General features: G+C 41.2%; 19 protein-coding genes. 10 read left to right on the top strand and 9 right to left on the bottom strand.

What is annotated here, in order from left to right:
* Positions 1-510 precede the first annotated feature (510 nt).
* On the bottom strand, positions 511-1,266 hold the full coding sequence (locus KPY62_RS01555) for a zinc-dependent peptidase (protein ID WP_216580519.1): 756 nt from the start codon (positions 1,264-1,266) through the stop codon (positions 511-513).
* Between the two features lie 227 nt (positions 1,267-1,493).
* Here KPY62_RS01555 and KPY62_RS01550 point away from each other — a divergent pair, with 227 nt between their 5' ends.
* Positions 1,494-2,681, top strand: coding sequence for a sugar transporter (locus KPY62_RS01550; RefSeq protein WP_216580518.1), 1,188 nt, complete (start codon positions 1,494-1,496; stop codon positions 2,679-2,681).
* Positions 2,682-2,756: 75 nt separating this feature from the next.
* Here KPY62_RS01550 and KPY62_RS01545 read toward each other — a convergent pair whose 3' ends face one another.
* Positions 2,757-2,921: a hypothetical protein gene (locus KPY62_RS01545; RefSeq protein ID WP_228730525.1), complete on the bottom strand. Its 165-nt coding sequence runs from the start codon at positions 2,919-2,921 to the stop codon at positions 2,757-2,759.
* 375 nt (positions 2,922-3,296) lie between these two features.
* Between KPY62_RS01545 and KPY62_RS01540 the strand changes: the two genes are divergently transcribed.
* Positions 3,297-3,734 (top strand): hypothetical protein, encoded by a 438-nt coding sequence (locus KPY62_RS01540; RefSeq protein WP_216580517.1) that lies wholly within the window; start codon positions 3,297-3,299, stop codon positions 3,732-3,734.
* 123 nt (positions 3,735-3,857) lie between these two features.
* Here the strand turns inward: KPY62_RS01540 and KPY62_RS01535 are convergent, their stop codons facing one another.
* Positions 3,858-4,106: a DUF2164 domain-containing protein gene (locus KPY62_RS01535; protein ID WP_216580516.1), complete on the bottom strand. Its 249-nt coding sequence runs from the start codon at positions 4,104-4,106 to the stop codon at positions 3,858-3,860.
* Positions 4,107-4,369: 263 nt separating this feature from the next.
* Entirely contained in the window at positions 4,370-5,065 is a 696-nt protein-coding gene (locus tag KPY62_RS01530; protein ID WP_216580515.1) for a haloacid dehalogenase type II, read from the bottom strand.
* Between the two features lie 174 nt (positions 5,066-5,239).
* Here KPY62_RS01530 and KPY62_RS01525 point away from each other — a divergent pair, with 174 nt between their 5' ends.
* Positions 5,240-5,848, top strand: coding sequence for a TetR/AcrR family transcriptional regulator (locus KPY62_RS01525; protein WP_216580514.1), 609 nt, complete (start codon positions 5,240-5,242; stop codon positions 5,846-5,848).
* Between the two features lie 161 nt (positions 5,849-6,009).
* On the opposite strand, the gene KPY62_RS01520 is transcribed toward KPY62_RS01525, so the two are convergent.
* The 3 genes from KPY62_RS01520 to KPY62_RS01510 all read right to left on the bottom strand — a co-directional run bounded on the left by KPY62_RS01520 (position 6,010) and on the right by KPY62_RS01510 (position 8,508).
* A complete protein-coding gene (locus KPY62_RS01520; RefSeq protein WP_216580513.1) occupies positions 6,010-6,663 on the bottom strand; it encodes a DsbA family oxidoreductase in 654 nt (217 codons plus the stop codon).
* A gap of 134 nt (positions 6,664-6,797) precedes the next feature.
* Positions 6,798-7,352, bottom strand: coding sequence for a carboxymuconolactone decarboxylase family protein (locus KPY62_RS01515; RefSeq protein WP_216580512.1), 555 nt, complete (start codon positions 7,350-7,352; stop codon positions 6,798-6,800).
* A 349-nt stretch (positions 7,353-7,701) separates the two neighbouring features.
* Complete coding sequence (locus tag KPY62_RS01510; RefSeq protein WP_216580511.1) at positions 7,702-8,508, bottom strand: siderophore-interacting protein; 807 nt, start codon at positions 8,506-8,508, stop codon at positions 7,702-7,704.
* Between the two features lie 302 nt (positions 8,509-8,810).
* Here KPY62_RS01510 and KPY62_RS01505 point away from each other — a divergent pair, with 302 nt between their 5' ends.
* The 3 genes from KPY62_RS01505 (at position 8,811) to nfsB (ending at position 10,874) form a co-directional block, all read left to right on the top strand.
* Positions 8,811-9,668 (top strand): SDR family NAD(P)-dependent oxidoreductase, encoded by an 858-nt coding sequence (locus tag KPY62_RS01505; protein ID WP_216580510.1) that lies wholly within the window; start codon positions 8,811-8,813, stop codon positions 9,666-9,668.
* A gap of 156 nt (positions 9,669-9,824) precedes the next feature.
* Positions 9,825-10,130 carry a putative quinol monooxygenase gene (locus KPY62_RS01500; protein ID WP_216580509.1) on the top strand — a complete coding sequence of 102 codons (306 nt, stop codon included), beginning with the start codon at positions 9,825-9,827 and terminating at the stop codon, positions 10,128-10,130.
* Positions 10,131-10,217: 87 nt separating this feature from the next.
* Positions 10,218-10,874 (top strand): oxygen-insensitive NAD(P)H nitroreductase, encoded by a 657-nt coding sequence (nfsB, locus tag KPY62_RS01495; RefSeq protein ID WP_216580508.1) that lies wholly within the window; start codon positions 10,218-10,220, stop codon positions 10,872-10,874.
* A 228-nt stretch (positions 10,875-11,102) separates the two neighbouring features.
* Here the strand turns inward: nfsB and KPY62_RS01490 are convergent, their stop codons facing one another.
* Entirely contained in the window at positions 11,103-12,893 is a 1,791-nt protein-coding gene (locus KPY62_RS01490; RefSeq protein ID WP_216580507.1) for a potassium/proton antiporter, read from the bottom strand.
* A gap of 246 nt (positions 12,894-13,139) precedes the next feature.
* Positions 13,140-14,090 (bottom strand): LysR family transcriptional regulator, encoded by a 951-nt coding sequence (locus KPY62_RS01485; protein WP_216580506.1) that lies wholly within the window; start codon positions 14,088-14,090, stop codon positions 13,140-13,142.
* A 313-nt stretch (positions 14,091-14,403) separates the two neighbouring features.
* Here KPY62_RS01485 and speB point away from each other — a divergent pair, with 313 nt between their 5' ends.
* From speB to KPY62_RS01465, 4 genes are all read left to right on the top strand, one after another.
* The gene (gene speB / locus KPY62_RS01480) at positions 14,404-15,378 is read left to right on the top strand and encodes an agmatinase (RefSeq protein WP_216583024.1); all 975 of its coding nucleotides are present in this window, start codon (positions 14,404-14,406) and stop codon (positions 15,376-15,378) included.
* A gap of 194 nt (positions 15,379-15,572) precedes the next feature.
* Positions 15,573-16,919 carry a purine-cytosine permease family protein gene (locus KPY62_RS01475; protein WP_216580505.1) on the top strand — a complete coding sequence of 449 codons (1,347 nt, stop codon included), beginning with the start codon at positions 15,573-15,575 and terminating at the stop codon, positions 16,917-16,919.
* Positions 16,916-17,698, top strand: a complete 783-nt coding sequence (locus KPY62_RS01470) for a carbon-nitrogen hydrolase family protein (RefSeq protein WP_216580504.1) — start codon at positions 16,916-16,918, stop codon at positions 17,696-17,698. Before KPY62_RS01475 ends, KPY62_RS01470 begins: the two co-directional genes overlap by 4 nt.
* Positions 17,695-18,438, top strand: a complete 744-nt coding sequence (locus KPY62_RS01465; protein ID WP_216580503.1) for an MBL fold metallo-hydrolase — start codon at positions 17,695-17,697, stop codon at positions 18,436-18,438. Before KPY62_RS01470 ends, KPY62_RS01465 begins: the two co-directional genes overlap by 4 nt.
* Positions 18,439-18,496: the final 58 nt, after the last annotated feature.

The raw sequence follows: 18,496 nt of genomic DNA, 5'->3' as shown, positions 1-18,496 counted from the left end.
CAGACTGTGTCTAATTAACGGTCTAAGTAACAAAACGTTTACTTATGGTTTAAAGTAGTTAACCATACTTTCTATACTCTAACAACTCTATTTTATTAAAAGTAAAGCATTGTTAAGTGTATTTATGCTACTTTTTTTTACTAAGCAACTGATTTTAATAATAAAAATTGACCATTTAGTCAGGTTTAATTATTTTAATAAATTTGTATATGGCTCATATTTTAGCTAGTGAGGTTAAATATAGGTAATTAAGTTGCTGAAATCTTACTGACCGTTAATTTGCTGACTATCAAACACAAGGGTGTTTTACGTAGGAGGATGAGTAGCTGTTGCTATAGCTAAATTGAGAGAGCAAACTAAAATTATGCTAAGCCCTAAAAGCTGTGCATGAGTTAAAGCGGCATTGACAATAATGGATCATGCCAATTATATCAGAGCAGTCTGCTATATTTTGGTAATAAGCATCTGCAGTGAATTTAAATTTTATAGACTAGTTTTTAATGTTAACAACTAGGATGTTGATTGAAGGGGGTCTTGTAAAAAAAACTTCATCATGATTTGATAAATATCAGGATAAGCATCGACCAGTTTTTGTGGGGTTTCAAAGAATACTTCGCTGAGAACTGCAAAAAACTCAGCTGGGTTGGTCGTACCATAACGATCTAGTCCAGACTTGGGGTATTGTTGAAAGTCTGCAAAGCCACTCTCCATAGTCTTAGTCCAGTTAGCAGGGTCCATATTTGCCGGTAGTGGCGGGAAGCCATTGGCACGGCCATTTATCATATCGAGCTTATGGACAAATTCATGAATCACCACGTTATGACCATCACGTTTACCTGAGTGTTTAGAATCTTGCCAAGAAAGAATAACTGGTCCACGCAGCCAAGCTTCACCACTACGACTATGACTGTTCTGGTGCACTATACCTAACTCATCAGTAGTAGTGCTTTCGCTTTTAAAAGCCCCAGGATAGATAATAATTGATGACCAACCTTCATACCATTCAAGACTTAAATTTAAAATAGGTAAACAGGCTTGTAAAGCGATCGATTGTCTCACTGCATCGGTGATCACAAAGCCTTGAGCACCAACCATTGATTTATCGTGCAGCAATAAGGTAGCCAGCTCAAACAAATGAATCAACTCAGACTCGGTCAATCTATCTAGGATAGGGATTTTTTGCGCCGCTAATAGCCAATCCAATTGGCTAAACTGACTTTGGTCTAATATACGCTGTTCGCGCCAGTCTTTTATTATGCTGAGCATAAGTTAGAGTCTCCTATAAGGTTTGCGACAACTAATTTTTGCTTAGGGCTATAGCGTCTATTAATGGCATTGCCCTAACCATAAAAGGCTTGTACTTATTGCGGCGGGGTAGCTTTTTAAGCTTAGATTCACTATAGTCTGTGGTTTATAGCAACTCTATCATTTACCTTAAATAAACTCACCTTATAAACTGTAGCTATGCGCTACTTTGTCTTTTATTGGATATTATGAAACAGCAAGTTGAAGAGGGCTTAGGCTCGCAGCGCAGCCAATACTTTCAAATGATTTTGATGGGTATTAGTGCCTTCATATTTAATACTACAGAGTTTGTCCCTGTGGCGTTATTGAGCGATATTGCTCAAGACTTTTCAATCACTGCCGCTGAAACTGGCTTGATGTTGACGATATACGCTTGGATAGTTGCCGCTATGTCGCTACCGCTGATGCTACTAACCGGAAAAATTGAGCGCAAGCGTTTATTACTAGCACTTTTCATAGTTTTTATCGTTAGTCATGCTTTGTCAGTTTTCGCTTGGAGCTATCAGATACTGTTAATTAGCCGAATAGGCATAGCTTTAGCACATGCGATATTTTGGTCGATTACAGCAGCGATAATACTGCGTATAGCTCCTAAAGGTAAAAAAGCTCTAGCTCTGAGTATCTTGGCTATGGGTACTTCTCTAGCTATGGTGCTTGGCGTACCCATAGGACGACTAGTAGGTCAGTGGTTGGGTTGGCGCGCTACTTTTGGTGGCATTGGAGTAGTAGCTTTTGTAGTGTTTATTCTACAAGCCAAGTTATTACCGACTTTGCCAAGTATGTTCGATGGGAACTTTAGAAAAGTGCCAGAGTTGCTAAAAAATCCCTTATTAGTTAGCCTATATTTATTTATTTTCTTAGTGTTCACTGCGCACTACACTACTTACTCTTATATCGAACCTTTTATGCGCCAAGTGGGCTTAATCAGTGAGAATATGGCCACTTTTGTGCTATTGCTGTTTGGCGTTGCAGGACTTATGGGCAGTGTGATATTTAGTCGTTGGGGTGAAAAATCAAACAAGGGATTGATGCTAGTATCTACTATACTGTTATTGTTCTCTATGATCGTGCTATTGTCTTCGGTCAGCTCGATTTGGTTACTCAGCATTGTTACCCTGATTTGGGGTATGGTACTCATGTTGCTGATATTATCAGTGCAAGCCAAAGTTATCGTTATTGATAATAGTGCACAAGATGTGGTTATGGCGATGTTTTCTGGAACCATCAATTTAGGTATCGGTGCTGGGGCATTATTTGGTGGTTATGCGGTTACTCATCTCACACTGCCTAATATCGCCTTTGTAGGTGCTGCTATTGCCGCTATGGCACTGTTAGTCATCATACTTATCATCAAGCGCTTTTCTGGATTACGTTAACGGCAATAGCGTGAAGGTAGATTATTTAGGGTTGTCAGCAATGAACTGGACCAACAGCTTGGCCGCTTTTTGACCTTAGTCTTCTTGCAGAAAGTACCCAGCATTATCTTTTGGTCCGTGGTCTAAGTAGTGCACGCGCAATTGGCCTCCTTCGTCATCGTCAACCATTAGATAGTGTGGATCAAAATCGTAATCAGCTAGGTTGGTGAAACAGCTATCAGTGGTTCTAAGCTTTTCCATGAGTCATCCTTGTATTGAGGGTATAAACATCTATTCCCATAGCATAATATCGTAAGGTAATAACTAGTAGTAGCATCGAAAATCTTGATAGTGGCAGCAGATTTATGCCGTACAATTTTGAAAATATGTCGAGTAACGATTTATAGCGCATTCACCTTTGTTCCTGCAACAAAGCACTCACTGATGATTGACAGTAGAATTTAACCAAGCTACGAATAACAAAAAACTTATTAGTGTTGAGGCTAGTTATCGAGCGCCGTAATAAGCATCAGGTTTGAGGTGTACATTTGTATCAATGCGTTGACTAAACAAAAATCCTGACATAGTATCAAGGGTCAAGGTGTACTAAGCAATATCATAACGAGGGCTGTAATTATGTCGAATAAGTCGGTTGATAATAATAAGCTGAAGAGTGATGCAGTAAACTCCTCTAAAAATAGTGATGTAAAATCTGACAAGAAAGATCAAAAAAAGCAGGACAAGGTAGACAAGAAAGACCAAAAAAAGCAGGACAAGATAGATAAGAAAGACCAAAAAAAGCAGGACAAGATAGATAAGAAAGAGCAAAAAAAGCAGGACAAGGTAGATAAGAAAAAGCAAAAAAAGCAGGACAAAATAGATAAGAAAGACCGAAAAAAGCAGGATAAGATAGACAAGAAAGAGCAAAAAAAGCAGGACAAGATAGACAAGATAGACAAGAAAGAGCAAAAAAAGCAGGGCAAGGTAGATAAGAAAGACCAAAAAAAGCAAGATAAGAAAGACCAAAAAAAGCAAGATAAGAAAGACCAAAAAAAGCAGGATAAGAAAAAATAAATACCATTAATCCAATGTTAGACCTTTAAACTAAGTGTCTAGCATTGGATTTTTATTGTCTTCTATTTGGTTATAGGTAATATTTAGTTATAGCTAGATAAACCAATACTAAGAATCGTTGAATCAGTGTTTTTTAAAGCTATGCATATCTTCTAAAATAACTGTAAACCGCTCATATAACCAAGGCTCCATGTCTTCAACCACTTGATTATAAATATGGGGGCCTAAGCTTTCAATAATGAAATCTAATAAAAAACGTGCTGGTAAATTACCAATATCGACATCGAACTCCTCAAGCATATACAGTCTTAATTTATCTAATATCAATGCTTCTTCTGCATCGGACAACTTGATTAGTCTATCTGCACTCATGACCATCACTCCAAAAATATTTTTATTTATTTCATTACTAGACTATAGGCTCAGTAGATATAAGCTATAAGCTATAAGCTATAAGCTATAAGCTATAAGCTATAAGCTAAATGGCTATGGATTTAATGTCTATAAATTTAATAGCTATAATTTAACCAAAACTAATGACTATCACTGAGTATTCATTATATAAGTAAGCTAACTAGCCAACCAACAGTCATTAGCCAGTCAGCACTATACTGCTAGTCTGATAAATTAGCCAATTAAGCTTGCTCCTCCCTAATGATTTGTGCAGCAAGGCTAGTCATATCTTGGGCAGTTAAATCTGGCAAAGGTATGTTCGCCGCTTGAAGAATAGCGTTATGAGACCGACTGACAAACGCACCTCGGCAACCGGCAGCTTGCGCTCCTATAATGTCCCAAAGATGACAAGCGACCAAGCATAACTCAAAGGTCTCTACGGACAACTCGTTGGCGACTAGCTGATAAGTTTCGAACGCTGGCTTAAACTTACCGACGGTTTCAACGCTAAAATTATGCTCAAAAAATTGGCTCAATCCAGCCTTGTCTAATAGAGTGGGCGAAGTGCTACTTACTGAGTTGGTGAGAGTGACCATGCGAAATCCTGCATCACGTAGGCGGATAAGTGCCGGAATGACGTCGGGATGGGCTGGCATGTTGTTCAAGCATTGTTTGAACTCTGTAAGATCACTGTCTGTAAGGGTTATCTTATGAATCTTTCCAAGCATTGATAGTACACTTAGCGCTAATTCACTAAAGGGTATATAGAGACCTGATAAAGTCAGAGTTTGTGAGTACAGTACCAACTGAGCAAACCACTCTCTCATAACCGTTTGATCACCGAACACGCGCTCAAATAGGGGCTGTAAGCTGCTAATGTCGAGGAGAGTTTCATTGACGTCAAAAACAATAATAAAGCGAGGTTTATTCTGAGGCATAAAGCATCCTTTTTAATTACTAGTTGTTATAGCTAACCCATAGCTTAAAAGATATTTATAAACTTAAACTGGACTGTATTGGCCAGTCAAGATAAAATTGAGCAATCACTCAAGAATGTTTAGTGGCGCTTATCTATCATATGAGCTTACGGCTTTGAAAAATGGAAATTAATTATGGCTCGCGCAACCCTACACAATCGACAAGATTCTTTAGATCAAGCTTTACAGATTTTCTGGCAAAAAGGTTTTCATGCCACCTCGCTAAAAGATTTAGAGCAAGCAATGGATATGCGTCCCGGCAGTATCTACGCCACTTTTGGTAGTAAAGACGGACTGTTTCAAGAAGCCCTCGATTATTATGCTCGCATGGCAATAGCTGAGCTAGAGCGCAGCCTAAGCAAGTATCCTAGCTCGCCACTACAAGGATTGGCAGCCTATTTACGTTTACTTGGTAGCTTACGTGATCAAGTGTTACCAAGTAATGCTTGTATGCTAGTCAAAAGCTTATTAGAGCTGGGAGTAAGAGAGGAGTCTGCTTTGTCTAAAGTTGAAAGCATGCTAGCAGAGATAGAGTCTCGCTTTACCACTAGCTTTATGGAATCTCAGCGGATCGGAGAGCTAGGCAGCCAGCTCAACCCTGTACTCCTTGGTCAAAGATTACAAGCTGAAGTTATGGGACTACGCGCCTTTGCACAGCGCAAAGTTGACAGTAGTGCTGTGCATGATGTTGCTGAGGCTATGGCATCTTCGTTGGATGCCATGCGCATAGATAATGTCCTATGAGGACAGGGATAAATTTATAAAAACGAGCGATATTAGATACAAATTTGCCTGCTGCGCTTACGCTATAGAAAAGTATAGCAGGCGAGCAGATATCAGTTACAAACATAATTTAGCAAGGTAATTTACCCAGATAGATTAGACAAATAATTTAGAAGGATAAGTTAATCAGTTATTTCAGCTAATTGCGCTAGAACAGCAATATAGTTCTCAACGCCTTGGGCGCCACTAACTAGATGACGATTATCAAAGATAACCGACGGTACACTTTGAATGCCTTGTTCGCTCCAATGCTGCTCTGACTCGCGAACTTGTTTGGCAAAGCGTTGATCCTCAAGAACGGCTAGCGCCTCTGTACCATCCAAGCCGATTTCTGCAGCGATTTCTGCCAGAACCGCTTTTTCAGAAAGGTTACGATTGTTGGTAAAATGAGCGGTGAATAAAGCCTGCTCTAAATCATTCGCACGATGGTATTGCTCAGCCCAATAGATAAGTTGATGCAGGTTAAAAGTATTATGTACTCGCGTATCGGTAGTAAAATTAAACTCAAAACCAACTTCTGCTCCTGCAGCGGTCATTCTATCTCGGCTCTCTTGTACTTGTTTTTCAGTACGGTTATGCTTTTCCATACCATGCTGGCGTAGATTCTTACCTTCGGCTGGCATGTTTGGATTAAGCTCGAACGGATGCCAATGAATCTCATAGTTACTATTACTCTGCTGTAGAGCTTTTGCCAGTTGTCGATAGCCGATGATGCACCATGGGCAAGAGGTATCTGATACGATATCTATTTTTAGTGGTTTTTTTGAACTTTCCATATGACCTCTGGTAAGATGTTATTTATCAATAGCATTGAAAAAACTACTGCCTAATGGTCTTTGAAGCAATACTACTTTCAATAAAGGCATTAAAACAGTGATAGGATGAAGACCGCCTCAAACTAACAACCTGACTAGTCCACTTTATGCCATTCAAATTTCTGGAACGGTTGATCTATTGGGGTATTGGCAAGGTGGTTGGTATAGTTGCTCATTACCTTTTGAGCCGCCCCAAGAATAACTTCAAGCACTTGACGCTTAGTATAGCCAGCCTGTAAAAATGCTTGCACCGCTGTCTCATCGACCTCACCACGGTTACGGATCACCGATAGGGTAAAGTCGCGCAGCGCTTCTAATCGGGCGGTTGGTAGGGAAGTCTCGTCACGTAACGCTGTAGTGATGTCGTCATCTACTTTCATGCTTTTAGCAATACCAGTATGGGCAGGGACGCAATAATGGCAGGCATGTTCAACATTGATGGTTTGCCACACTACCGTAGTCTCTTCATCATCGAAACTGCTGTCTAGGAACAATTGATGTAGACGTTGGTAGCCTTCAAGCAGTCCTGGTGCTTCAGCCATTACTGCATGTAAGTTTGGAACCATACCAAATGCTTTGATAGACACATCGAGTAGTTGTTGGCTTTGTTGTGGAGCACTTTGTTTATTGTGAAGGGTAAAGTCAGTCATAGTATTCAGCCTAATTTTGATAAGAGTAATAGCTCCTATCAACTTAAAGTTAGTTATTGATTCGTGCTCACTACTTAAATTGAGTGATCACTCAATTTAAGTGATGACACCTCTTCAAGCGAGTCGATAGCCCCTACTATAAGTTTTTTTGAGCGAACGCTCAATATATATTTGAGTAATCGCTCAATTAAATTGTAACTTCGGCAACTATTTTAATTTATTATAAAAATTATCTTAACAATAACTTAGCTGAGTATTGCTCTGTTAGCACAGTCAAAAGAATGTCTTGCCCTCGGGGATAGGCATACTGCTAACTCTGAGGGTATGAATTAGCGTATGAATAAATAGGTTATTCGCTATCTTTTTCTGCTAAGCGATCTTTGGCAGATCTATCTTCAGCAATGCCCGCCTTCCAGTAGGAAAAAGCGTACAACTCATCTTTTGACCAGTCTAGCTCCTTTTTTAGATAGTGGCGAATGGCTTTCACTGATGAGAACTCACTTGCAACATAAGCAAAACGGCTTTGCTCGCTGGTTGGTAGGGTGAGGGACTTAACCGTATTAGCTAATTGACTGCCTTGCTCGGGATGCGGATTATGTAACCAAGTCATCTCAACCTTAGCTAAGGTTGGTAAGTGTTGTTGGTCCTGCTCATCATAAACCTCGATAATACATTGAACCGTAGCGGTGCTAGGCAAGCTCTCAAGGATCGCACTAAGTACGGGTATAGCAGTAGCATCACCGACTAATAAAAAGTGATCTGCTGCTGGATAAAGCGGTTTATTTTTTGGTGTCATTAGCACCGCAAGTTGGTCACCCACTTGCGCGTGAGACACCCAGCTTGAGGCAGGAGCCTGATCACCATGAGCAACAAAGTCAATCCAAATGTGCTGTTTGGCAATATCTACGCCGCGGTGGGTGTAAGTACGTTTAGTAAGGTTGGCAGTGTCATCTATATCAAGGGGTTGGGTTTTGTCTGTTGGAATAAGTATTTTATTATTGAAGCCAACAGTCATTTTAGCGATGTTGGCAATAGTGTCGGGCTGTGCGGTTAGATAAACACGGATATAGTGTGGGGTAATGATCTGCTTAGCGATAACCCTCATCACTTCTCGTACTGGTGATACGATGAGGCTGTCAATGGTGGTATTTTTCATAGATATCTTCCGTTAGTTTTTTGTCTTATACATAGATTACGCCATCAAGCCTCGTTGATATTGGGTGCTGTGTCAATTTATTAAGCCAAATGATAGCTATTGTGCACGGTTAGGGAGAGAAAGTTGAGCTGCATTTATTGGGTTAAATCCTACAAATGAAATAACGAGTTTTTAGCTATTTCGGTTCAAGGTTCAAAGTGTGGGCGACTCTGGCTAGTATTCCAATAACAACACTTTCATTACAATCAGTTGTGTTACGAAGCATAGACTAGAACGCATTATTTAAATAATAAGGACCACTGATGAGCAAGACTATTTTGATTACTGGTAGTACCGATGGTATCGGTAAACTTGCAGCACTGAAATTGGCAGAAGCCGGCCATCAGGTGTATCTGCATGGCAGAGATGCTGACAAACTGGCGACTGTCATTGCTCAAGTCAAAGCAGTGGCTACTGGGGCCGCGCTAGATAACCTAGATAACATTGGTGGGTTTGTCGCTGATTTCTCAGATTTAACGCAAGTGCACAAAATGGTAGCAGAAGTGACTCAAAAGCTACCTAGACTTGATGTACTCATCAATAATGCTGGGATTTATACTACTGCTTCTCCACGCACTAAACAGGGGCTCGACGTACGCTTTGTAGTCAATTACTTAGCGCCTTACGAATTGACCAATGCTTTATTGCCGCTACTCAAAAAATCTGGCCAAGCCCGCGTCGTAAACTTAAGCTCAGCTGCGCAAGTGCCCATATCCTATCCTGCATTCACAGGACAAGCAAGTCTTAGTGATAAAGAGGCTTATGCCCAAAGTAAACTGGCCTTGACTATGTGGAGTATGGCTTTAGCCGAAGCAGTCGCTGCCGATAATGTAAACGTCATCGCAGTAAACCCAGGCTCGCTACTGAATACAAAAATGGTTAATGAGGCTTATGGTGAGCATTGGTCATCAGCAGATAAAGGGGCAAACATCCTAACTGAACTCGCTATCTCAGATGAATTTGTAACCGATACGGGTAAGTATTTCGATAACGATATTAAAGACGGTGTACAAGGTGAGGCCAAGGGTGAATTTGGACAACCGCATGCCGATGCCTTAAATAAAAAAGCTATTGCAGAACTTGAAAACCAAACTCAAAGTTTGTTGCAGTCGCTTTGTTAATAGCCACAAGCTTTATGATAAAAAAGGTAGGAGTTAGGGGCTGTCAAACCCAACGATAGCCTAAATAATTATGATAGTTAAATTTACATTGTTAAAAATAATGCTATTTAAATTACTAATATTACAATTAACAGTATTCACTTATAGGAATCGCTAATGCACCCGAAAACCCCCAAGCCTCTCACTATCGTTGCCACTATTAAAGCTAAAGTTAATCATATTGAGCAGGTCAAATCTGAGCTGCTGCAACTAACCAAAGCTTCACAATCGGATGAGGGTTGCATTCAATATGACTTGCACCAAGATAACGCCAACCTTGATAATTTTATAGTGTATGAAGTCTGGGAAAATAATGAGTTTTTGCAGCACCATGTCCAAAGCCCCCATTTTCAAAACTATATAAAGGTCACAGAAGGGATGGTCGATGAGTTTATCATAACTGAAATGACCGTCATCTCATAAATTTTAGGGCTACATTTATCTATCATTAACAATGGGATAAAGGATAATTGCCCTTAAAATTTGAAAAATTAATAATAGGAATAATGTATGAAAACTATCACTGAAGCAATGAATTGGCGCTATAGTACTAAAGAATTTGATGCTAATAGAAAAATATCTAACGAGGACTTTCAGAGCTTAAAAGATATCTTACGACTAAGCCCTTCAAGTACCAATATTCAACCTTGGCACTTCGTGATTGCTGATGATGACACTGGTAAAGCTAGAATCGCTAAAAGTACTAGCGGCATGTTTACCTTTAATGCGCCAAAAGTAACCGACGCTTCACATGTTATCGTCTTTTGCAGTCGCATCGATGCTGATGAAACTTTCTTAAGAGACGTACTAGATAAAGAAGATGCCGATGGCCGCTTTGCTGAACCAAAATTCAAAGAGCAAATGCATGAAGTCCGTAAAATGTTTTTGGATATTCGCCGCTATGAAAATAAAGATGAGCCGCATTGGCTAGTTGAGCAAGTATATTTAAATATGGGTGCATTATTACTGGGTGCCGCAACTTTAGGTATCGACTCAGTACCCATGGAAGGCGTTGATCTAAAGGCTCTTGATGAAGAATTTGATTTGCGTACTAAGGGTTATTCGGCATTAGCCGTTGTGTCACTAGGTTACCGTACTGAAAATGACTTCAATGCCCTACTGCCAAAATCACGCTTGAGCGAAGAGACTATCATCACTATGGCTTAAATCAGCTTAATTAGTGTCCATAAAAACCCCCTAAATAATTATTATCTAGGGGGTTTTATTATAGCCGATAGCGTTAAAGAACCTTGATGGCAACCTACTTTTATAAATAAGTTTATTATAATATCTTTAGAACAGACTTATCATTTTTATAAAGATTTTAAAGATTAATATCTTTAAGGTTGATAGCTTCAGTGCTTTACCAATGACAGTTCGTTTTGCCTTGTAGCGCTAATTGACCATGGGTAGATCTTGCCGTTTTAGACCTATGGTTCTCAATGCTCCCTTATTATCGACCTCTTTGATTACCAGCGACCATTCATCATTGACTGCCACCGTGTCGCCTGGAATGGGGGCGATCTCTAGATTTGCTTTCACATATTGAGCGACGGTCTGTTGCCACATGTTGGTTGAGGGGTTAGCAGCATTGGATCGAAGGGTAGTAACAAGCGAGTCTGATTCCATTACACCGGTAAAAAAAGGCAAGTCTCCCAGCTTAACACTAGGTGATAGTAGCCAATCACCATAAAAATCATCAATGGCTCTACGATCTAATTTTGTATCATTAAAGATTTGCGCAATTTGGCTGGCATGATTACTTTGCATAGCGTACCAAACATTGTCACCAAATTTCAGCTGAGTATCTTCTTTGACAGGGACCAATTTTTGCCCCCGTACTAAGGCAAAGACGTTGATCTCATCAGGGCTGACTCGGCTAGATATTACCTTAGGGTGGCGTCCGATAGCGAACGCACCTGGCTTTACTTCAAACTCGTATAAAGTAATACTGGCCTTATCAGATACCCAAACTTCATGTTCTTCTTTAGGCTCATTATTGGCAGGAATGCGCACTTTGAATAAGGTGGCCATAAATGGGATGGTAGTCCCTTGTAGTATTAACGATAGCACTACCACCCCAAAGGCGATATCGAATAACATAAAAGCACTATCTGTCCTTGCCATTACTGGAAGAATAGCCAAGGTGATAGGAACCGCACCACGTAAACCTACCCAAGAAATAAAGGCAATTTCTCTGTCTTTAAACTTAAACGGTTTGACGCTAGTATAAACAGCGATAGGGCGGGCGACCAAAATCATAAAGGCCACAATCGCTACTGAATAGTACCAAACATTGATAACGTTAGAAGGGGTGACGAGCAAGCCGAGCACTACAAAAAGCACCGCTTGCGATAACCAAGCAAAGCTATCCATCACCCGTAGCACATGCTCAGTTGAGTGGGCTTTATGATTGCCGATAATGACCCCAGACAAATATATGGCCAAAAAGCCACTGCCGCCTATCAGATTGGTCGCAGCAAATACCGATAGCCCTGCCGACATTATTAAAATGGCATACATACCTTCGGGCAAATGGAGCTTAGGTAATAGCTTAGATAATAAAAATCCTGCCAGTAAGCCCACTATCAAGCCAAAGCCTAACTGCTGTAATAGTAATAGTAAGAACCCAAAGACAGTTTGACCAGCAGGATCGAGATTGAGGGCAATCAAGCCAGTAACTAACAAGATGGCGAAGGGGTCGTTGGCGCCAGACTCTAGTTCAAGCGTCGCTTGGACTCGATCGTTAAGCTTGACGCCGCCATTACGTAATAGAGAAAAAACCGCAGCGGCATCCGTTGAGCCTACGATAGCGGCCATCAATAGGCCAACTCGCCAATCCACATCTAATAGCCAAGTGACAAACACACCTAACACCAAGACCGTGCTGAGTACCCCCCAAGTGGCCAAGACTACTGCAGGTTTAAGGCCAACTCGAAAGGATTGAAAAGAGGTGCGCAGGCCACCGTCCAACAGGATGCAGGCTAAGGCCGCTTGTCCAATAAAGTTGGCAAGAGCATATTCTGCGAAATGAATACCTAAAATACCATCTTCGCCTGCTAGCATGCCTACTACCAAAAACAACAGTAATAAGGGTACGCCTAAACGCGCTGATAAAGTGCTGGCCATGATGCTAGCGAAGATTAATAATGCACCTACTAAGTACAGGATATTGAGGGTATCCATGCTTTTAAGCCCTATTAGTGAAAAGTGTTGACGCTGATAATATCAGCGCTGATTATAGTCCCAGAGTTCTTGTTCGGCATAAGTTGGCTAACGACTAGCTTACTTGCCTATGTGCCTGACTACTCGATTAATAGACCTTAGCATACTACCTTTATTACCTCACTCAGGTTTAACCCGATTGTGGTGAAAACAATAGATAATCGCATCAATGTTGTCTTTTAATAGACAGTAAGAACTGCCTATAGGTTAAATTTTTACTGGGTAACCGGCACTAGTGCCTGCTAATAACAGCTTAATCATTTGATCTAAAAATTCCGCAACTTGCTTATGTAGATTTTGTCGATAGGACCAATGATGTTGCACATCATAACTGGCTTCTTCCACTAACAGTATTCTCATTAGGCCCATCGCTTCATAGCGTTTCGCCAAATCATTGGGCAAATAGCCGACATGATGTCCGGTAAGGATAAGCTGCGCGGTCGCCTCCATATGATAAGTAGTAGCACTTAGAGTTTTTGGGCGAATATGGTTGATTTGATGATCTACACCATAGCCTCTTCTAACCCAAGGGTAGTCTTGCTCTAGCCTGTCAAAAGTTAACTGCTCTGCTTCACTAGCATCAGTTTGAGCAAATAGTTGATGTTTAGATCCACAGCAGACCACTTGCTTTTCGGTAAAGGCAGGCTTAAAAGTGAGGGCAGGGGGAAAACTACTAAAATAACCAACCCCAATATCGCTCTCATTGTTAAGTAAATTCTCCAGCATATTCTCTGGGCTTTGCACATCAATAGAGAAATGTATTAATGGATTTTCTTCATAGCTAGCGGATAGACATTGTTGCAGGGCATCATAAAAAAATGTTGGCAACTGATCCGCTAGACATAGACGAATATGACCGCCACGCACTGAGTCCAGCTGCCGGATATAGTGTAGTTGATGCTCAAAACTAGCTACCGCATCGTGAAAGCTCAAACAAGCCTCATAAACGGCGATTCCATCTTCTGTCAACTCAAAGCCACCACGACCTCGCAAACAAAGCGTCATTTTTAATCGATCCTCTAAGTGCGAAAGATGACCACTGATTACTGAGGTAGTGAGATTTAGTTGAGATTGGGCAGCGGTCACCCCCTGACACTCTACGATAGCCATAAAACTACGTAAGGTCTTGACATCTATCCTAATCAATTCATTAAACATTAGCTTTACCTCAACTAGATTATGTTACTTAGCAAGAGTTAGCAGTGATCAACACTGACTAGCGCTATGACGCTAAAACCGCGCATTTACTTAGTGCTGCTTCAGTGTGCCTGTGCAGCATTTATCGATATAGAAATTTTTAGAAAGTTATTAACTTCTGGATATAAGTATTAAAATGCGATTACTACTGAATATCAGAAGTTTACTTCTGAACTTTAGCATGGTTTGATAGCTGTTATTTAGGTATTGTAAATGTATATCAGATATTTAATTACTTTGATGAGCGTTAATGACTGCAATCACCCTAAAGGATATGAAAATGGAATTCAATCAACCGTTAAGTGGTAATGACATGCCAAGATTTGGTGGCTTTGCTTCTATGATGCGTCTACCTACTCAAGCTGATGCTGAAGGGCTAGATGTCGCTTTCGTTGGCGTTCCACTAGATATTGGGGCCTCAAACCGTAGTGGTGCAAGATTGGGTCCTAGACAAATCCGTGATGAGTCGCGCATGATTCGTCCTTACAATGTTGCTACGCGCGCTGCCCCTTTTGAGTCATTGCAAGTTGCTGATATTGGTGACGTTCCTATCAATACTTTTAACTTACTAAAAAGCATCGATATCATTGAAAAGTTTTACTCAGAAAAAATTGTCAGCCATGGTGCCATACCTTTGACTTTAGGTGGCGATCACACTATTGCCTTACCTATTCTACGAGCTCTGGCAAAGAAACATGGCCCTGTAGGGCTAGTGCATATTGACGCTCATGCTGATATTAATGATGATATGTTCGGTGAAAAAATTGCTCATGGTACGCCATTTCGTCGTGCTGTTGAAGAAAGCCTAATTGATGGTAATCGGGTAGTGCAGATAGGTTTGCGGGGTACCGGTTATAGCGCTGAAGAATTTGATTGGTCCACTCAACAAGGCTTCCGTGTCGTACCTGCTGAAGAGTGCTGGTATAAATCATTGACGCCACTGATGGCAGAAGTTAGAGAAAAAGTGGGCGACGGTCCTGTCTATTTAAGCTTCGATATTGATGGTATTGATCCCGCCTTTGCACCGGGTACAGGTACGGCGGAAATTGGGGGGCTTACTTCACCACAAGCGATAGAGATCATTCGTGGTATGCGTGGTCTTGACGTTGTTGGTTGTGACTTGGTCGAAGTCTCACCGCCTTATGACCCTTTTGGTAACACTTCAGTATTAGCAGCAAACTTGCTGTTTGAGATGCTGTGTATTTTGCCCGGTGTACGCTACGACGAAAAGGTTAAGGCTATTTATTAGTCAGTGTTGATTAACCAGAGTTGATTAATATTGGACCAGCTATGACGGTCGAAGATAGTGACTGGTAAAAGCCTATTTTATAGCGTTGTAGCATTATCATAGTGGTCTCAATACGATATTTCTATGGATAGTTTTGTCGTAACTAGTGCATTTGAGGCACTAGTATTCATATAGTTCGGTTAAGGAAAACCGTAATGAGCAAACCATCTTCATTTTTTGGCCAAGATACATTATCACCAAATGATACCGGTCACAGTTTAAGCTCGATTGGTACATTTGCTCTATGGTTCGGTGCCAACATAGTAGTCACTACTATTTTAACTGGTATGCTATTAGTACCTGACTTAAGCTTCAGTATGGCTATAACGACTGTACTAATTGGCTCATTAATTGGTGCAATTCCATTACTGTTAGTTGGCCTTATGGGCCAACGCACTGGGCTACCATCAATGGCGTTGACTCGTAGGGCTTATGGGCCACTCGGCAGTCAAATGATCTCATTAGTGAACATGTGCGTTCTAATTGCTTGGAGCTGTATTCAAGCTCTGCTAGCTGGTATGAGTCTCAACTACGCTGTTGAGGCTACTATAGGCTATAGCAATCTACCACTCTTTGTTATTCTTTGTGAGAGCGTAGTGGTACTGATTGTATTACGTGGTCATCTTGGTATTGAGCTAGTCGAACGCTGGGCAGCACTAGCAATGGCTGGCTTGACGGTCGTGGTGTTATATCAGCTCAATCAGCACTATGATGTTTCAGCTCTTTTTGAGATGCCAATTGAGTCTCGCAATGGAATTACTTTAGGCATTGCTTTTGATATTGTGATTGCTACTGCGTTTTCTTGGATGTCGTCGGCAGCAGACTATAACCGTAACTGTAAGACCGCAAAAGTTGCAGTTTGGGGCACGTATTTTGGCTACCTTATGGCAGCCATAGTAGCTATGGGCTTAGGGGCTATGATCTCTGGGCTTTCAATACTCAATGGCATGGAACAGACTTACGATCCTACGCGTTTGTTAGCAGATTTTGGTTTTGGTTTACCTGCGGCATTAGTCATTTTCTTCTCGGTGATGACAACCAATGTTATGGCAGTTTATAGCGCTACTCTATCTTGTATGAATATAGCGCCTAATATGAGCTTTTGGAAACCAGCATTAATAATTGGCTTAGTGACTATTTTTGGTGCCCTAATTCCCGGTATCTTAGATCAGTTTCAGAACTTCTTACTACTAGTAGGGGCGCTCTTCATTCCAGCATTTTCAGTAATGATTGTTGATTACTATCTAGTAGGTCAAGAAGGTTATACCGCTCAGCTTCTTAATTCTAAGCATCAGCTAGGACGACCCACTGCTAAGATTGCTATTGCAGCTTACTTTATTGGCGCATCTCTGGCAGCTTACTGGGCAATAATTTCTCCTCCACCGTTTGGCGCGTCTTTACCTGTATTTATCATCACTGGTGCGCTTTACTGGTTGGGAGCTACTTTATTTACTCGCTATAATGTTTCTACGGTATCAGACCAAGAGGAATCATTATCATGAGATTGATGCTGGCGCAAACCGACCCTATATGGGCTGATCCTTCTGCCAATTTAGAAGCTTTAGAGCAGCTATGTCAACTAGCGAAGCATGGCAAAGCAGACTTGCTAGCAATGCCAGAGTTGGCTCTAACTGGATACAATATTTTCGACTGCCTTGATACTTTGGCTGAACCAGTAAATGGACCAATTTCTACTCAAGTCGCAAAGCTGGCTATTAAGTACGATTTATATATATTATTTGGTATTGCTGAACGTCAGTCTGATAGCCAGTTAAATAACGCTGCTGTTTTGTTAAACAACAATGGTGAGCGTATCGCCACTTATCATAAGCGTCAGCTGTGGGGCCGTGAAAACGAACATTTTACTGCTGGTAACCAGCACTGCGTAGTTGACACCCCTTTTGGATGTTTGGGAATAATGATTTGTTACGACAATGAATTTCCAGAAATAGCTAGAGAGCTTACACAAGCAGGCGCACAGATCATTCTATCTCCTACCGCTAATATGCTACCGAATGCAGAACGTCAGATACTGCAAGTTCGTGCCCGAGCGATGGATAACCAATGCTTTGTTGCTTGCATCAACCGCTCTGGTGTAGAGGGTGAACTACATTACTGCGGTCACAGCTTAGTAGCCGGCCCTGATGGAGAAGTATTGGCTAGCCTTGGGTATGATTCTGCTATATCAATAGTGACCATTAATCTTGCACGCATTGATGAAAGTCGAGCTAACCAAGACTATTTGAAAGATCTGCAAAATTTAAAGGGAGATGACTCATGAAAAAGAGTTCTCTAAAACGGATAGAAGCGGAAAAATGGTATCGGACTCAGTATGTTAACGACGGTATTACCTTGATTGACGAGCCATGGATCAAACCTTTTTTTCGCTGTAACCTTTGGCATGTAAAAGGTAGTAAACGTGATTTGTTGGTAGATTTCGGTTTAGGTGCTGTACCCTTACGCCGTCATGTCGCTCTGCTGGCTGAACGTGAAGTGGTCGGTGTCGCCAGTCATACTCACTTTGATCATATCGGTGCAGCTAGCGAGTTTGATTGTTGTCATGTACATGCTGCAGAGGCTGATATTCTAGCGGCACCAGATAATGCTCGAACCTTAGCTGATATGTTCGTAAATGATGAGATGTTTGATGCTTTACCTCCCGTTCCTTATGCGCATTGCGGCTATAAGATCCCTGCACCGGCAAAAATCGTTAAGCTTGAAGATGGCGATATGATTGATTTAGGTGATCGGCAATTTGAAGTGGTTCATACGCCAGGCCACTCACCTGGCGGTATTGCTCTTTGGGAGGCAGCTAGTGGAGTATTAATCTCGGGCGACTTGATTTACGACGGTCCGCTAATTGAAGATACTTGGCACAGCAATATTTCTGACTACGCCAATAGCATGAGACGCCTAAATGCATTACCTGTGCGTATCGTACATGGTGGTCATTTTCCTAGTTTCTCAGGAGAGCGTCTCAATATTATGATTGATGATTGGCTACGGCATCATGATCTATAAGCATTTGTTCAACAGCTTAGCACTAACCGTAAACCCAACCCCCAATACATTATTTCAA

Origin of the sequence: Psychrobacter sp. TAE2020, assembly GCF_018919485.1 — a bacterium.
In the GTDB taxonomy this organism is placed as follows: Bacteria; Pseudomonadota; Gammaproteobacteria; order Pseudomonadales; family Moraxellaceae; genus Psychrobacter.
The sequence above is the reverse complement of the archived record's forward strand: the minus strand, read 5'-3'. Positions and strand labels throughout refer to the sequence as shown.

Excerpts from the sequence above, each read along its gene's own strand:
- KPY62_RS01535 (WP_216580516.1), bottom strand. The coding sequence starts at position 4,106 with ATGAGTGCAGATAGACTAATCAAGTTGTCCGATGCAGAAGAAGCATTG.
- KPY62_RS01545 (WP_228730525.1), bottom strand. The coding sequence starts at position 2,921 with ATGGAAAAGCTTAGAACCACTGATAGCTGTTTCACCAACCTAGCTGAT.
- KPY62_RS01520 (WP_216580513.1), bottom strand. The coding sequence starts at position 6,663 with ATGGAAAGTTCAAAAAAACCACTAAAAATAGATATCGTATCAGATACC.
- KPY62_RS01540 (WP_216580517.1), top strand. The coding sequence starts at position 3,297 with ATGTCGAATAAGTCGGTTGATAATAATAAGCTGAAGAGTGATGCAGTA.
- KPY62_RS01505 (WP_216580510.1), top strand. The coding sequence starts at position 8,811 with ATGAGCAAGACTATTTTGATTACTGGTAGTACCGATGGTATCGGTAAA.
- KPY62_RS01510 (WP_216580511.1), bottom strand. The coding sequence starts at position 8,508 with ATGAAAAATACCACCATTGACAGCCTCATCGTATCACCAGTACGAGAA.
- KPY62_RS01530 (WP_216580515.1), bottom strand. The coding sequence starts at position 5,065 with ATGCCTCAGAATAAACCTCGCTTTATTATTGTTTTTGACGTCAATGAA.
- KPY62_RS01490 (WP_216580507.1), bottom strand. The coding sequence starts at position 12,893 with ATGGATACCCTCAATATCCTGTACTTAGTAGGTGCATTATTAATCTTC.
- KPY62_RS01475 (WP_216580505.1), top strand. The coding sequence starts at position 15,573 with ATGAGCAAACCATCTTCATTTTTTGGCCAAGATACATTATCACCAAAT.
- nfsB (WP_216580508.1), top strand. The coding sequence starts at position 10,218 with ATGAAAACTATCACTGAAGCAATGAATTGGCGCTATAGTACTAAAGAA.
- KPY62_RS01485 (WP_216580506.1), bottom strand. The coding sequence starts at position 14,090 with ATGTTTAATGAATTGATTAGGATAGATGTCAAGACCTTACGTAGTTTT.
- KPY62_RS01515 (WP_216580512.1), bottom strand. The coding sequence starts at position 7,352 with ATGACTGACTTTACCCTTCACAATAAACAAAGTGCTCCACAACAAAGC.
- KPY62_RS01525 (WP_216580514.1), top strand. The coding sequence starts at position 5,240 with ATGGCTCGCGCAACCCTACACAATCGACAAGATTCTTTAGATCAAGCT.
- KPY62_RS01470 (WP_216580504.1), top strand. The coding sequence starts at position 16,916 with ATGAGATTGATGCTGGCGCAAACCGACCCTATATGGGCTGATCCTTCT.
- speB (WP_216583024.1), top strand. The coding sequence starts at position 14,404 with ATGAAAATGGAATTCAATCAACCGTTAAGTGGTAATGACATGCCAAGA.
- KPY62_RS01500 (WP_216580509.1), top strand. The coding sequence starts at position 9,825 with ATGCACCCGAAAACCCCCAAGCCTCTCACTATCGTTGCCACTATTAAA.
- KPY62_RS01550 (WP_216580518.1), top strand. The coding sequence starts at position 1,494 with ATGAAACAGCAAGTTGAAGAGGGCTTAGGCTCGCAGCGCAGCCAATAC.
- KPY62_RS01555 (WP_216580519.1), bottom strand. The coding sequence starts at position 1,266 with ATGCTCAGCATAATAAAAGACTGGCGCGAACAGCGTATATTAGACCAA.
- KPY62_RS01465 (WP_216580503.1), top strand. The coding sequence starts at position 17,695 with ATGAAAAAGAGTTCTCTAAAACGGATAGAAGCGGAAAAATGGTATCGG.